At 64.6% G+C, this 14,501-nt stretch carries 15 protein-coding genes; 3 read left to right on the top strand and 12 right to left on the bottom strand.

The genetic code is table 11. The features are described from left to right. Nucleotides 1-35: 35 nt before the first annotated feature. Both cmoA and cmoB read left to right on the top strand, forming a co-directional pair. Entirely contained in the window at nucleotides 36-779 is a 744-nt protein-coding gene (gene cmoA, locus G7007_RS04060) for a carboxy-S-adenosyl-L-methionine synthase CmoA (RefSeq protein WP_181099140.1), read from the top strand. After that, nucleotides 776-1,732, top strand: coding sequence for a tRNA 5-methoxyuridine(34)/uridine 5-oxyacetic acid(34) synthase CmoB (gene cmoB / locus G7007_RS04055; protein ID WP_181099139.1), 957 nt, complete (start codon nucleotides 776-778; stop codon nucleotides 1,730-1,732). Before cmoA ends, cmoB begins: the two co-directional genes overlap by 4 nt. A 16-nt stretch (nucleotides 1,733-1,748) precedes the next feature. On the opposite strand, the gene pdxJ is transcribed toward cmoB, so the two are convergent. The 10 genes from pdxJ to rpoE form a co-directional block, all read right to left on the bottom strand. Beyond that, on the bottom strand, nucleotides 1,749-2,489 hold the full coding sequence (gene pdxJ, locus G7007_RS04050; protein WP_181099138.1) for a pyridoxine 5'-phosphate synthase: 741 nt from the start codon (nucleotides 2,487-2,489) through the stop codon (nucleotides 1,749-1,751). 43 nt (nucleotides 2,490-2,532) lie between these two features. Continuing rightward, nucleotides 2,533-3,216: a DNA repair protein RecO gene (gene recO, locus G7007_RS04045; RefSeq protein WP_181099137.1), complete on the bottom strand. Its 684-nt coding sequence runs from the start codon at nucleotides 3,214-3,216 to the stop codon at nucleotides 2,533-2,535. Between the two features lie 51 nt (nucleotides 3,217-3,267). Beyond that, a complete protein-coding gene (era, locus tag G7007_RS04040; protein WP_181099136.1) occupies nucleotides 3,268-4,170 on the bottom strand; it encodes a GTPase Era in 903 nt (300 codons plus the stop codon). Further along, the gene (gene rnc / locus G7007_RS04035) at nucleotides 4,163-4,852 is read right to left on the bottom strand and encodes a ribonuclease III (protein WP_181099135.1); all 690 of its coding nucleotides are present in this window, start codon (nucleotides 4,850-4,852) and stop codon (nucleotides 4,163-4,165) included. The genes era and rnc overlap by 8 nt, the downstream gene beginning before the upstream one ends. Nucleotides 4,853-5,059: 207 nt before the next feature. Then, the gene (gene lepB / locus G7007_RS04030; protein ID WP_181099134.1) at nucleotides 5,060-5,914 is read right to left on the bottom strand and encodes a signal peptidase I; all 855 of its coding nucleotides are present in this window, start codon (nucleotides 5,912-5,914) and stop codon (nucleotides 5,060-5,062) included. A gap of 5 nt (nucleotides 5,915-5,919) precedes the next feature. Continuing rightward, a complete protein-coding gene (lepA, locus tag G7007_RS04025) occupies nucleotides 5,920-7,719 on the bottom strand; it encodes a translation elongation factor 4 (protein WP_181099133.1) in 1,800 nt (599 codons plus the stop codon). A 308-nt stretch (nucleotides 7,720-8,027) separates the two neighbouring features. Continuing rightward, a complete protein-coding gene (locus G7007_RS04020; RefSeq protein WP_258198449.1) occupies nucleotides 8,028-9,428 on the bottom strand; it encodes a DegQ family serine endoprotease in 1,401 nt (466 codons plus the stop codon). A gap of 187 nt (nucleotides 9,429-9,615) precedes the next feature. After that, complete coding sequence (locus G7007_RS04015; protein WP_181099131.1) at nucleotides 9,616-10,578, bottom strand: MucB/RseB C-terminal domain-containing protein; 963 nt, start codon at nucleotides 10,576-10,578, stop codon at nucleotides 9,616-9,618. Between the two features lie 12 nt (nucleotides 10,579-10,590). Beyond that, nucleotides 10,591-11,181 carry a sigma-E factor negative regulatory protein gene (locus G7007_RS04010; protein WP_181099130.1) on the bottom strand — a complete coding sequence of 197 codons (591 nt, stop codon included), beginning with the start codon at nucleotides 11,179-11,181 and terminating at the stop codon, nucleotides 10,591-10,593. Between the two features lie 31 nt (nucleotides 11,182-11,212). Further along, complete coding sequence (gene rpoE / locus G7007_RS04005) at nucleotides 11,213-11,794, bottom strand: RNA polymerase sigma factor RpoE (RefSeq protein WP_060394795.1); 582 nt, start codon at nucleotides 11,792-11,794, stop codon at nucleotides 11,213-11,215. 428 nt (nucleotides 11,795-12,222) lie between these two features. On the opposite strand from rpoE, the gene nadB reads away from it, so the two are divergent. After that, nucleotides 12,223-13,839: an L-aspartate oxidase gene (gene nadB, locus G7007_RS04000; protein ID WP_181099129.1), complete on the top strand. Its 1,617-nt coding sequence runs from the start codon at nucleotides 12,223-12,225 to the stop codon at nucleotides 13,837-13,839. On the opposite strand, the gene G7007_RS03995 is transcribed toward nadB, so the two are convergent. Beyond that, a complete protein-coding gene (locus G7007_RS03995) occupies nucleotides 13,808-14,260 on the bottom strand; it encodes a protein YgfX (RefSeq protein ID WP_181099128.1) in 453 nt (150 codons plus the stop codon). The two genes, nadB and G7007_RS03995, sit on opposite strands and share 32 nt — an antisense overlap. Next, nucleotides 14,244-14,498 (bottom strand): FAD assembly factor SdhE, encoded by a 255-nt coding sequence (locus tag G7007_RS03990; protein WP_181092585.1) that lies wholly within the window; start codon nucleotides 14,496-14,498, stop codon nucleotides 14,244-14,246. The genes G7007_RS03995 and G7007_RS03990 overlap by 17 nt, the downstream gene beginning before the upstream one ends. Nucleotides 14,499-14,501 lie beyond the last annotated feature (3 nt).

The following is a 14,501-nucleotide window of genomic DNA, read 5'->3' as shown; positions in this document are numbered from 1 at the left end:
ATGCCGCCCTTTTCCCGATTCACTCTGGAACCGCCGTGAGCCAAGACCCCGATCGCCTCTTTGCCCAACCCTTGGAGCAAGTGCCCGACTTCGTGTTCAACGAGGACGTGGTGCGGGTGTTCCCGGACATGATCAAGCGCTCCGTGCCTGGCTACCCGACCATCGTGGAAAACCTCGGCGTGGTCGCCGCGCGTTTCGCCCAGCCGGGCACGGCGCTGTACGACCTGGGTGCATCCCTCGGCGCGGTCACCCAGGCATTGCGCCGGCACGTCCGTGTCGAGGGTTGCCGGGTGGTGGCCGTGGACAATTCGGCCGCCATGGTCGAACGCTGCCGCCAGTACCTGACAGCGCAGGACTCGATGTTCCAGGAGCTGCTGCCGGTCCAGGTGCTGGAGGCCGACATCCTGGCCCTGCCGCTGGAGCCGGCGTCGGTGGTAGCGATGAACTTCACCTTGCAGTTCATCGCCCCCGACGAGCGTCTGGCCCTGCTGAGCCGCATCCGTCAGGCCCTGCTGCCCGGCGGGGCGCTGATCCTGTCCGAGAAGCTGCGCTTCGAAGACGCCCAGACCCAGGCGCTGCTCGGCGACCTGCACCTGGACTTCAAGCGCGCCAATGGCTACAGCGATCTGGAAATCGCCCAGAAGCGCAGCGCCATCGAACACGTGATGAAACCGGACAGCCTCGAGATCCACCGCGAGCGCCTGCTGGCGGCGGGCTTCTCCCACGTCGTGCCCTGGTTCCAGTGCCTCAACTTCGCCTCCCTGATTGCCTTGCCATGATCGATCTCTCGCCGCTGATCCAACGCCTCGCTTCGACACCCCTGGCCCACTGGGCTACCACCCTGCCCGCCCAGCTAGAGGCCAAACTGCAGAAAGGTCACGGTGACCTGGCGCGCTGGCAGGCCGCTGTCGATGCCCTCCCCGACCTGCACCCGAGCGCCGTCGACCTGATCGACGGCGTGCGCCTGGACGCTGCCTGCGACGAGGCCACCCGCCAGCAGGTGCAGGCTGCATTGATGGGCCTGTCGCCCTGGCGCAAGGGGCCGTTCGACCTGTTCGGGGTGCACGTGGACACCGAGTGGCGCTCGGACTGGAAATGGTCGCGCGTGGCGCCACACCTGGACCTGGTCGGCAAACGCGTACTGGACGTCGGTTGTGGTAACGGCTACTACCAGTGGCGCATGCTCGGCGCAGGCGCCGACCTGGTCGTCGGCATCGACCCCAACTGGCTGTTCTTCTGCCAGTTCCAGGCCGTCCAGCGCTACCTGCCGCACCATCCTGCCTGGCACCTGCCCTTCGCGCTCGAAGAACTGCCCGCGCAACTGGAAGGCTTCGACACCGTGTTCTCCATGGGCGTGTTCTATCACCGCCGCTCGCCCATCGAGCATCTGCTGGCGCTGAGGGACTGCCTGGTCAAAGGCGGTGAGCTGGTGCTGGAAACTCTGGTCATCGAAGGCGACGAACAGCAGATGCTGGTGCCGGAAGACCGCTACGCGCAGATGCGCAACGTCTGGTTCCTACCGTCGGTGCCGGCGCTGGCACGCCTGATGCGCCGGGCCGGGTTCAGTGACGTGCGCTGCGTGGACGTCAGCGTCACCCCGGTCGAGGAGCAGCGCAGCACGCCCTGGATGCGTTACCAGTCGCTCAGCGACTTCCTCGACCCGAACGACCCGACCCGCACGGTCGAAGGCCTGCCAGCGCCACGCCGTGCGGTGATGGTGGCGCGCAAGTGACGCGCGCCCGGCGCCGTTAACGTGCCGCCGCGACGATCAGGGCCTTCATCTCGGCCACGGCCGCCTTGAAGCCGACGAACAGAGCATGGGCCACCAGGGCATGCCCGATGTTCAGCTCGTTGATGCCACGGATCGCCGCCACGGCCTCGACGTTGTGGTAATGCAGGCCGTGCCCGGCATTGACGATCAAGCCCTGCTCCACGCCCTTGGCCACACCCTGGGCGATGCGCTCGAGTTCGGCCGCCACCTCGGTCGGGGTCTGTGCGTCGGCATACCGCCCGGTGTGCAACTCGATCGCCGGCGCGCCCACGCGACGGGCCGCTTCGATCTGCCGGGCATCGGCGTCGATGAACAACGAGACCTCGGCGCCGGTTCGCGCCAGACGCTCGACGGCAGCCTGGATACGCGCTTCCTGGCCAGCCACATCCAGCCCACCCTCGGTGGTCAGTTCCTGACGGGTTTCGGGGACCAGGCAGACATGCGCCGGGCGAATGCGCTCGGCGAAGGCGATCATCTCCTCGGTGACCCCCATCTCGAAGTTCATGCGCGTCTGCAGGACGTCCTTGAGCAGCAGCACGTCGCGATCCTGGATGTGCCGACGGTCTTCACGCAGGTGCACGGTGATGCCGTCGGCGCCCGCCTCTTCGGCGTCCAGCGCGGCCTTGACCGGGTCGGGGTAGCGCGTGCCCCGCGCCTGACGCAGGGTCGCGACGTGGTCGATGTTGACGCCAAGAAGGATGCGGTTGCTGTGAGTCACGAAGGGCGCTCCTGAAAGTTGAGCCCCACAGCATACGACGTGCTCAGCGCTTGCGAAACAGTTCGCGGCTGACCAGCGGCTTGGCGCCCAGATGCACGGCCAGGGCCTGGCGCATCAGGCGCTTGGCGGCCAGCAGACTGCCAGGCGCCTCCCAATCGGCGTCGGCCAGGGCCAGCAGATCGGCACCGGCGAACAGACCGGGCTGGGCCAGCTCCACCCGCTCGAGGCCGGCATCGACCTGCAGCCGATACAGCGCACCGGGCTCGATCACCTCGCCCTGGACATCCTGGCTCAACGAGAAGGCATAGCCCAACTCGTCCAGCAGACGCCATTCGAAGGCCCGCAGCAACGGTTCCAGCGCTCGCCCCTGGGCCAGCGCCTGCAAGGTCAGCCCGTAGTGCTCGAACAGCACCGGGTGCGGCACCTCGGGCGCCAGCAGGCGTACCAGCAGTTCGTTGAGGTAAAGCCCGCTGAACAGGGCATCACCGTGCAGCCAGGGCGCGTTGCCGACACCCTCCAGCCGCCCGACGGTCTTGAGTTCGCCACGCCCGCGCAGCTCGACCTCGAGCAGCGCGAAAGGCCGCATGACGCTGCCGCTCTTGCCTCGCGCGCGGCGCAGCACGCCGCGTACGCAACCTTGCGGCGTGAAGAAGTCCACCAGGGCACTGGCTTCACGATAGGCCCGGCTGTGCAGCACGTAGGCCGGTTGTCCGACAGCTTGCTGCATCAGGCATCGTTCCTGGAGGGAGCGGCCTGCCGGAAGGCAGGCCAGGGGGTGTTACAGATCGCCGTAGCCGAGCGAGCGCAGGGCACGCTCGTCGTCGGACCAGCCGCCCTTGACCTTGACCCAGAGGTTGAGCATGACCTTGGCGTCGAACAGGGTTTCCATGTCCTTGCGGGCATCGGAGCCGATGCGCTTGATGCGCTCGCCCTTGTCGCCGATGATGATCTTCTTCTGCCCGTCACGCTCGACCAGGATCAGCGCATGGATGTGCAGAACATGGCCCTGCTGCTTGAATTCTTCGATCTCGACGGTGATCTGGTACGGCAGCTCGGCCCCGAGCTGGCGCATGATCTTCTCGCGCACCAGTTCGGCAGCCAGGAAGCGGCTGCTGCGGTCGGTGATCTGGTCTTCCGGGAAGAAGTGCTCGTTCTCCGGCAGGTGCTTGGCGATCAGCCCCTCGAGCGCCTCGAGGTTGTGGCCCTGCTGGGCGGAGATCGGCACGATCTCGGCCGACGGCAGCTGGGTCTGCAACCATTGCAGGTGCGGAATCAGCTCGGCCTTCTCGTCCAGGCGGTCGGTCTTGTTGACCGCAAGGATCACCGGCCCCTCGACGTACTGGACGCGCTCGAGCACCAGCTGGTCCTCGTCGGTCCAGCGTGCGCGGTCGACCACGAAGATCACCACGTCGACGTCCTTCAGGGCCGCCGAGGCGTTGCGGTTCATGTAGCGGTTCAGGGCCTTGTCGTTGGCCTTATGCATGCCAGGGGTGTCGACGTAGATGGCCTGCACGTCGCCTTCGGTCTTGATCCCGAGCATGTTGTGCCGGGTGGTCTGCGGCTTGCGCGAGGTGATCGCCAGCTTCTGCCCGAGAATGTGGTTGAGCAAGGTCGACTTGCCCACGTTCGGGCGGCCCACGATAGCCACGTAGCCGCAGCGGGTCGAAGTGTTCTCAGTCATTGCCATTCTCCACGCCCAGGGCGATCAGTGCGGACGCCGCGGCGACCTGTTCAGCGATGCGCCGGCTCACGCCCTGGCCACGGCTCTTGTTGTTGAGCAGCACCACTTCGCATTCGACGAGGAAGGTGCGGCAGTGGGGTTCGCCCTGGATGTCCACCACTTCGTAGCGGGGCAGCTCGCAGCCACGCGACTGCAGGAATTCCTGCAAGCGGGTCTTGGGGTCCTTGTTGGTGTCGACCAGGGTCAGGCCCTCGAATTCGTCGACCAGCCAAGCCAGGATGCGCTCGCGCGCCGCGTCCATGCCGGCATCCAGGTAGATCGCGCCGATCAGCGCTTCCAGGGCATCGGCCAGGATCGACTCACGGCGGAAACCGCCGCTCTTGAGCTCGCCCGAGCCCAGGCGCAGGTACTCGCCCAGGTCGAAGCCACGGGCCAGCCGCGCCAGGGTCTCGCCCTTGACCAGGCGTGCGCGCAGCCGCGACAGCTGGCCTTCGCGCGCCTGCGGGAAGCGCTCGAACAGCGCCTCGCCGGCCACGAAGTTGAGGATCGCATCGCCCAGGAACTCCAGGCGCTCGTTGTTGCGGCCGGCGAAGCTACGATGGGTCAGGGCCAGCACCATCTGGTCCTGGTCCTTGAAGGTGTAACCCAGCTTGCGCTCGAGACGACTCAGTGGCGCGCTCATGCCGCCACCTGACGGACGAGGCCGCTCTTTTTGTTCGGCGTCTCACGAAGGAGCGCCGTCATGTTCAACACAGTGTTCAAATCAACATCCTGGAAAGACTGTTTGGCTGTGCGCCCGTTCGGGCGTGGCCGGTGCATTCGACCGTCTTGGACACAGCCTATGCCATAAATGCATTCGGCGCCGTCTTGCGACAGCGCCGATTGGGTATTACCGGATCAGGCCGACCCGTGACAGCGTGGGCAAGTGGCTGAGCTTGGGCTCGGGCCAGCTCATCCACACGGCGAATGCTTTGCCGACGATGTTGCGGTCGGGCACCATGCCGTGCAGCGGCTGCGGGATGTTGGGATCGTCCCAGAAGCGGCTGTCGTTGGAGTTGTCGCGGTTGTCGCCCATCATGAAGTAGTGGCCGGCCGGCACGGTCCATTGCTGGTCCGGCATGACACGGCTACGTCGCATTTCCTTGCGGATCAGGTGCTCCGCAGCGCCCAGTTGCTCCTTGTACCGCTGGGCGCTGCCCAGGGTGCCAGGCTCGGCACCGATCAATTGCTCGGCGATCGGCTGGTCATTGACGTACAGGCGCTTGTCGGCGGTGTAACGCACCGTGTCGCCGGGCACGCCCACCACACGCTTGATGTAGTTGACGTTCGGGTCGCTCGGGTAACGGAAGACCATCACGTCACCGCGCTGGGGGTTGCCCACTTCGATGATCTTCTTGTCGAGCACCGGCAGGCGAATGCCATAGGAGAACTTGTTCACCAGAATGAAATCGCCCACTTCCAGGGTCGGCTTCATCGACCCTGACGGGATCTGGAACGGCTCGACCAGGAACGAACGCAGCACCAGCACGATGAACAGCACCGGGAAGAACGACTTGCCGTACTCGACCAGCAACGGCTCCTTGTCCAGTCGCTCGACCACGGCCATGTCTGGCTGGCTGACACTGTTCTGGTAGTTGGCGATGGCTGCCCGCCGACGCGGTGCGAGCAGCACCAGGTCGATCAGGGCCAACGCACCACAGACGGCAACGGCGATGACGAGCAACAGCGGAAAATTTAGCGACATAGGACCTAGCTATCCAACTTGAGCACGGCGAGGAAGGCTTCTTGTGGAATCTCCACGTTGCCCACCTGCTTCATGCGTTTCTTACCGGCCTTCTGCTTCTCGAGCAGCTTACGCTTACGGCTCACGTCGCCACCGTAGCATTTGGCCAGAACGTTTTTCCTGAGGGCCTTGACGGTCGTCCGGGCCACGATCTGACCACCGATGGCAGCCTGGATCGCGACGTCGAACATCTGCCGAGGAATCAGCTCTTTCATCTTCTCGGTCAGGGCACGCCCTTTGTAGTGCGCATTGTCCCGGTGCACGATCAGTGCCAGGGCATCGACCTTGTCACCGTTGATCAGCACGTCCAGCTTGACCAGATTGGCCGACTGGTAGCGGTCGAAATGGTAGTCCAGCGATGCATAGCCACGGCTGGTGGACTTCAGGCGATCGAAGAAGTCCAGCACCACCTCGTTCATCGGCAGGTCGTAGCGTACCTGCACCTGTGCGCCCAGGAACTGCATGTCGCGCTGGACGCCACGCTTCTCGATGCACAGGGTAATGACGTTGCCCAGGTGCTCCTGAGGCACAAGGATGGTGGCCGAGACGATCGGCTCACGGAAATCTTCGACCGAGGATACGTCCGGAAGCTTGGACGGGTTGTCGACGTAGAGGGTTTCACCGGTCTTGAGCTTGACCTCGAAGATCACGCTTGGCGCCGTGGTGATCAGGTCCAGGTCGTACTCGCGCTCCAGGCGCTCCTGGATGATCTCCATGTGCAGCATGCCGAGGAAGCCACAACGGAAGCCGAAGCCCAGGGCATCGGAGCTTTCCGGCAGGTACTGCAGCGACGAGTCGTTCAGGGTCAGCTTCTGCAGGGCGTCGCGGAAGTCCTCGAAGTCGTCGGAGCTGACCGGGAACAGGCCGGCGTAGACCTGGGGCTGGATCTTCTTGAAGCCCGAGAGCACTTCGACTTCCGGCGTCGAGGACAGGGTCAGGGTATCGCCCACCGGTGCGCCATGGATGTCCTTGATGCTGGCGATGATGAAGCCGACTTCACCGGCCTTCAGGTCAGGCATCTGGGTGTGCTTGGGGTTGAAGACGCCGACGCTGTCGACCAGGTGCACCTTGCCGGTGGACTTGACCAGGATCTTGTCGCCCTTCTTGACCCGGCCCTGGCGCACGCGCACCAGCGAGACCACGCCCAGGTAGTTGTCGAACCAGGAGTCGATGATCAGCGCTTGCAGAGGCGCTTCGATCTCGCCTTCCGGCGCCGGGATGGTCTGCACCAGGCGCTCGAGCACCTCGTCCACGCCCATGCCGCTCTTGGCGCTGCAGGCGACCGCGTCAGTGGCGTCGATGCCGATGATCTTCTCGATCTCGTCCTTGACGCGGTCCGGATCGGCCTGGGGCAGGTCCATCTTGTTCAGCACGGGCATGACTTCCAGGCCCTGCTCGATGGCGGTGTAGCAGTTGGCCACGGACTGGGCCTCGACACCTTGCCCCGCATCGACCACCAGCAAGGCGCCTTCACAAGCCGCCAGCGAACGGCTGACCTCGTAGGTGAAGTCGACGTGGCCTGGGGTGTCGATGAAGTTCAGCTGGTAGGTCTTGCCGTCGCGCGCCTTGTAATGCAGCGTCACGCTGTGGGCCTTGATGGTGATCCCGCGCTCGCGCTCCAGGTCCATCGAATCAAGTACCTGGGCTTCCATCTCGCGCGCCGTCAGGCCGCCGCACAGTTGGATGAACCGGTCGGCCAGCGTCGACTTGCCATGGTCGATGTGGGCGATGATGGAGAAATTGCGGATATGACTCAAATCACTCACGGGTCAACACTCGATAAGGCTGCGAGCCGGACGCCCGCGGAAAATAGCCGGGAATTGTACTGGAAAGAGGGGGGGTCGGCTACCTGGGTGAGTGGCAAGGGGCGAGCGGCAAGCTGCAAGCTGCAAGCTGCAAGCTGCAAGCTGCAAGCTGCACGGTGGAGCTGGGAAGCCCCCTAAAGGTGCAGACATCGTGATAGCTGCCCCTGGAAAGCTTCGGCCCCGCTAAACACAAGGCCAGTGTGCGGAACGAATCCCCACACTGGCCCTGCTGTGACTTGCCGCTTGCAGCTCACGTCTTGCCGCTGCTGTTACTCCGCCAGCTTGAAGGTGATGAAGCTGGCGCGGCCCTGACGCAGCACGCGCATCGACACGGAGCGGTTCTTCGGCAGGTCCTTGGCGATTTCGGTGAACTGCTTGGTCGAGGTGATCGCCTGGTTGTTCAGATGACTGATGACGTCACCCGGACGCAGACCGATCAAGGCAGCCGGGCCGTCCTGCACGTCCTTGATGACCACGCCGCCCTTGAGCTCCAGCGACTTCTTCTGTTCGGCGCTCAACTCGGCCACGGACACGCCCAGGCGATTGCTGCTGCGCTCGGCGCCCGCCTGACCGCCGGTACCGATATCGGCATCGTCTTCAGGCAGCGCGCCGACGGTCACGTCGAGGTTCTGGCGCTTGCCGTTGCGGATGATCTCCAACTTGGCGGTGGCGCCGTCCTTCAGGCTACCGACCAGGTGTGGCAGATCGGCAGACATGACGATCGGCTGGCCGTTCATGCTGAGGATCACGTCGCCGACCTGCAGGCCGCTCTTGGCCGCCGGGCCGTCTTCGAGCACCTGGGCCACCAGGGCGCCTGCCGGACGCTCGAGGCCGAAGGATTCGGCCAGGTCCTTGTTGACCTCCTGGATGACCACGCCCAGCCAGCCGCGGCTGACCTTGCCGTCCTTCTTCAGCTGGTTGGACACATCCAGCGCGACGTCGATCGGGATGGCGAAGGACAGGCCCATGAAGCCGCCGGAACGGGTGAAGATCTGCGAGTTGATGCCGACCACCTCACCATTCATGTTGAACAGCGGACCACCGGAGTTGCCAGGGTTGATGGCCACGTCGGTCTGGATGAACGGCACATAGGTGTCGTTCGGCAGGGTACGTCCCTTGGCGCTGACGATGCCCTTGGTCACCGAGTGATCGAAGCCGAACGGCGAACCGATGGCCAGCACCCACTCACCCACCTTGAGTTTCTCGGAGTCGCCCAGCTTGACGGTCGGCAGGTTCTTGCCCTCGACCTTCAGCAAGGCCACGTCGGTGCGCGGGTCGGTACCGACCAGCTTGGCCTGCAGCTCGCTACGGTCGGACAGGCGCACGATGATCTCGTCGGCGTCGGCGATCACGTGGTTGTTGGTCAGCACGTAGCCGTCGCTGGAAATGATAAAGCCCGAGCCCAGCGACTGGGCCTCGCGCTGGCGGTCACCGCGGGGCGAACGTGGCTGCTGGGGCAGGCCGCGCTCGAAGAATTCGCGGAACATCGGCGGCAACCCTTCCAGGTCGGGCATCTGCCCTTGGGCAATGCGCCTGGCGGGCAGCTTCTGCTTGGTACTGATGTTCACCACGGCAGGCGAGGCCTGCTCGACCAAGGTGGTGAAGTCAGGCAAGGCTTCCTGCGCCTGGGCGACCGCCAGTTGGCCGAGCATGAACACGGCGGCGAACATCGAGAGGTAGGATTTGAAACGAGGTAGTGACATACGGCTCCCGTCAAAACGAGCGTAGTTGGCAATGAGGCCTCTGCAACGCAGGAGAGGTCAGGCGTCGAAGAGCCTGACCTATAAGAAATCCGCGCGCTTTTTGCAAATGACAAAACGTTAATTTCGTTTCAAGCCGTGACCCGAAGGCCCCGGCTCACGGGCGCTCGGCGCGTACCTGCGGCCGCATGGACAGCGCCACGCGCTCGGCCGTGCCCAGCGGCACCTCGCCGACCACCGTGATCATGAACGCGCCTTCGGCCGTGTTCAGCTGCCTGGAAACGGCCACGGTCGGCCCTACGGCCAGGCGCATGTCCTTGACCTGCGTGTCGTCGACCTTCTCGAGGAACACGGAGAAGCGCGCCAGGCCATCGTCGTACAACAGGCTTTCAACCTGGCTGTTGCGTCGAGGGTCACGACGTACGCTGCTGTCGGTCAATTCGAATCCAGGCGGCAACCAGTCGGCACGCCAGGCAGGGGCCTCATCGACGCCCGCCGCCGGGACAGGCTTGACGGCGCGGCAGTCTGCACCTGGACGCAACTGGGCGTCGGTCGGCGGTGTCGTGTCCAGGCGGTTCATCTGGAAGCGTTCCAGCAATTGCCCCTTGTCGTTGGTCATCAGCGAACGCAGCAGCAACCCGGTCTTGCGATCGAGATGATACTCGAAGCCGTAACGATGGGTATCGCGGGGTGCCAGACTGATCACCACGGCGTCACGACCGGCCACGCGCGAGCGTCCGGTGACCGTGAGGTCGTACCAGCTCATCAGCTTGAGGGGGTCGAGGATGGGCGCGGTCTGGCTGGCCGGTGTCAGGGCATCGTTGCCCAGCGCGCCACTGACGCATTGGACCTTGCCGTTGACACGAACGATTTCCTGGGGAGCGTCATCGAGCTGCGACAGACGTTCGCTGACCTTCCCCGCCTGGACCCGACGCCAGATCTCGTGGGAAGAGAAGCTGCCGTTGCGCTCGTAAACGAAGGAACCTTGGTAACTCTGTCCTTGCTCGGCGTGGGCCAGCCTGCTCAGCCAGTCATTCGCCTCCGGCGAAGAACTGGCTGCCAGTGCAGGCGCCGCCATCAAGCCGCTGAAGACCAGCGGCCACAGTGGTAGCGCGCGCATGAACGTCCTTGATCAGTGGTTGTCCATGCTGGCGGCACGGGCATAAGGCAGTGCGCCGTCATTGCCTTTCAGGGCAGAGTCCTGGGCATGCTGGCGCAGATAGCCTGGCAGGCGCTTGTCCCAATTGCCTGGATTCTGCATGACGCCATTGGTAACCGGCGCTGCGGTCTGCTCGGCACCTTCGGTGTAGCCTGCCAGAACGGCCGGACCCTGGGCCTGTGGTGCAACCACGCCCTGCTGGACAGGCTGCTGCGCAGCCAGCTGGTTGCCTGCGATGTCATCCTGGTTGTACAGGCGCACACCGGCCAGCACGGCGAAGGTGACCGACGCTGCCACGGCCAGACGGCCCAGACCACGCCATGCACCGCGCTTGGCAGGCGCAGGCGCCTCTTCTTCGGCCAAGGCTGCGGAGACCGCCGAGGCGATGTCCAGCTTTGGCAGCAGCAGTTCTTTGTGCATCGCTGCACGTGCGACCTGGTAGCGTACCCACGTGGCACGGGCTTCGGCGTCGTTCGTGGCGTTGAGCACACGACGCAGTTCCAGTTCGTCCGCTTCGTTGTCCATCACCGCGGACAGCGATTCCTGCAAAGCTTCACGACTCATGGCGGTTCCTCTCTCGGCTGTAGCCGCTGTCTCAGGTTTCATGCAACAAGGGTTGCAAGGCTTTATCGATGGCCTCCCGAGCGCGGAAAATCCTGGAACGCACGGTACCCACCGGACATTGCATGACGCTGGCAATGTCCTCGTAACTCAGACCGTCGAACTCGCGCAGCGTCAGGGCCGTGCGCAAATCTTCGGGCAATTGCTGGATGGTCCGATGGACGGTGCCTTCGATCTCATCCCGCAACAACGAACGCTCAGGGGACTCAAGATCCTTGAGACCATGATCGCCGTCGTAGAACTCCGCATCCTCGGAGTTGACATCGCTGTCTGGTGGCCGCCGACCGCGGGACACCAGGTAGTTCTTCGCCGTGTTGATGGCGATGCGGTACAGCCACGTGTAGAACGCGCTGTCGCCGCGGAAGTTGCCAAGCGCTCGGTACGCCTTGATGAAGGCTTCCTGAGCCACGTCCTGGGCTTCGTGGGTATCGTGCACGAACCGCACGATCAACCCGAGAATCTTGTGCTGATACTTGAGCACCAACAGATCAAATGCTCGCCTGTCGCCCCGCTGTACGCGCTCGACAAGCTGCTGATCCTCTTCCTGGGTTAGCATGAACACTCCTCAGTGATCTTGAAGGAGCGTTGCAACGGCCATCGCTCAGGCTTGCAACCATAGACTCGGGCTTCGCGCAAAAGTTCTCCCCCTTCAAGCAAGTTTCCTGCGACCTCTGACGGCTCGCATGGAAGACGCAGCGCGCTCACGGCCTGCCACGTCGATAGTCTGGTTTCGATACACAAGCTGCCCGGGTTGGACGCTTCGCTTGTGTCGCCGCGGCAATCATGACGTGTGGGCAGCCTTCTATGGAGAGGCTTCCCGTGCAGAAAGTTCCCGGAAAGATTGGCCTTCCCGACGGCGCCCATGGAAATCGGGCGGGCGTGGCTGCTATAAAGACAGCCGGTCTGGATTCACGATGGTTTCACAATGCCACCTGCGCGTGACTATTGTGCCGCGCCCCTCCCAAAGAATACTAGTGCCCTGACATGAGCCAACACCTTCAACACGATGTTCTGGTTATCGGCAGCGGTGCCGCCGGCCTTAGTCTGGCCCTGAACCTTCCCCCGCACCTGCGCATCGCGGTGCTGAGCAAGGGCGACCTGGCCAATGGCTCCACGTTCTGGGCCCAGGGCGGCGTCGCGGCCGTGCTGGATGACGCCGACACGGTCCAGTCCCATGTCGAGGACACCCTCGATGCCGGCGGCGGCCTGTGCAACGAGGCCGCCGTGCGCTTCACGGTCGAGCACAGCCGCGAGGCCATCGAATGGCTGATCGAGCAAGGGGTGCCCTTCACCCGGGACGCCGACACCGAACGCGCCGACCGCGGCTTCCAGTTCCACCTCACCCGCGAGGGCGGACACAGTCATCGGCGCATCATCCATGCCGCCGACGCCACCGGCGCGGCGATCTTCGCCACCCTGCTGGAACAGGCTCGTCAGCGGCCGAACATCGAGTTGCTCGAACAGCGGGTCGCGGTCGACCTGATCACCGAGCAGCGCCTGGGTCTGGATGGCGAGCGCTGCCTGGGCGCCTATGTGCTCGACCGCGCGACGGGCGAAGTCGACACCTTCGCCGCGCGCTTCACCGTGCTCGCCACCGGCGGCGCGGCCAAGGTCTACCTCTACACCAGCAACCCCGACGGCGCCTGTGGCGATGGCATCGCCATGGCCTGGCGGGCCGGCTGCCGGGTGGCGAACCTGGAATTCAACCAGTTCCACCCCACCTGCCTGTATCACCCCCAGGCCAAGAGCTTCCTGATCACCGAAGCGTTGCGCGGCGAGGGTGCGCTGCTGCGCCTGCCCGACGGTGAGCGGTTCATGCCGCGTTTCGATGCCCGTGAAGAGCTCGCCCCCCGCGACATCGTCGCCCGCGCCATCGACCATGAGATGAAACGCTTAGGGATAGACTGCGTATACCTGGACATCACCCACAAGTCCGCCGCGTTCATCAAGCGCCACTTCCCCACGGTCTACGAACGCTGCCTGGCCTTCGGCATCGACATCACCCGCCAGCCCATCCCCGTGGTGCCGGCGGCCCACTACACCTGTGGCGGCGTGCTGGTGGATGAACACGGCCTGACCGACGTGCCGAACCTGTACGCGATCGGCGAGACCAGCTGCACCGGCCTGCACGGCGCCAACCGCATGGCCAGCAACTCGCTGCTGGAGTGTTTCGTCTATGGTCGCTCGGCCGCGCTGGACATCCAGACTCGCCTGGACCAGGTCGAACACCCTCGCGCCCTGCCCTGCTGGGACGCCAGTCAGGTGACCGATTCGGACGAGGACGTGATCATCGCGCACAACTGGGACGAGCTGCGGCGGTTCATGTGGGACTACGTGGGGATCGTGCGCACCAGCAAGCGCCTGCAGCGCGCCGAGCACCGGGTGCGCCTGCTGCTCGACGAGATCGACGAGTTCTACAGCAACTACAAGGTCAGCCGCGACCTCATCGAGCTGCGCAACCTGGCGCAAGTGGCCGAGCTGATGATCCGCTCGGCCATGGCGCGGCGCGAGTCTCGGGGGCTGCACTACACGCTCGACTACCCGACCCTGCTACCCGAAGCGTTCGACACTATTCTGCAGCCGCCCAACGCCGTCGACTGAAGGTCAGCCGCACCCGCAGGCGACGGTGCGCGTCCGGGGGCAGCGCATCGAAGGGGATGCACTGGCTGCGCCCCAGGCGTGCGCCCTGGGGCACGTAGCGCAGCACCACCAGACGTGGCAGCGCCACGCTGTCACGGCACAGGCGCACCGGCTGCCAACCGCGTGCGCGCGTGTACAAGCGCCAGCCGCTGGGGTCGTGGCGCACGCCGGTGACGGCGTGGGGATGGGTGAGCAGGATCCGTCGTGGCAAGGCCCAGAGCGCATGCCCCAGGCAGGCGAGCAGCGCCACCACGACCAGCCAGCCCGGCAGGGCGGTCAGGGTGAGCGTCCCCAGGGCCAGGACCTGACCGAGCAGGTAGGCCACCAGCAGCAGGCGTGAGCCTTGCCAGTGGCACTCGAAGCGTTCACTTGGGCTGGACACGGTCCAGGATGATGCGGACCATGCGCTGCAGCTCCGGGTCTTCGGACTCGTTGCGTTCCATGAACCAGCCGAACATGTCCTGGTCCTCGCAGCTCAACAGACGACGGTACAGGGCACGGTCCTCTTCGCTCAGGGTGGCATAGACCTCCTGGGTAAAGGGCACCAGCAGCACGTCCAGCTCGAGCATGCCACGGCGGCTGTGCCAGAACAGGCGGTTGAGTTCAGTTTGTTCGACCATGGG

The organism is Pseudomonas entomophila, assembly GCF_013523125.1.
In the GTDB taxonomy this organism is placed as follows: Bacteria; Pseudomonadota; Gammaproteobacteria; order Pseudomonadales; family Pseudomonadaceae; genus Aquipseudomonas; species Aquipseudomonas entomophila_B.
The sequence above is the reverse complement of the archived record's forward strand: the minus strand, read 5'-3'. Positions and strand labels throughout refer to the sequence as shown.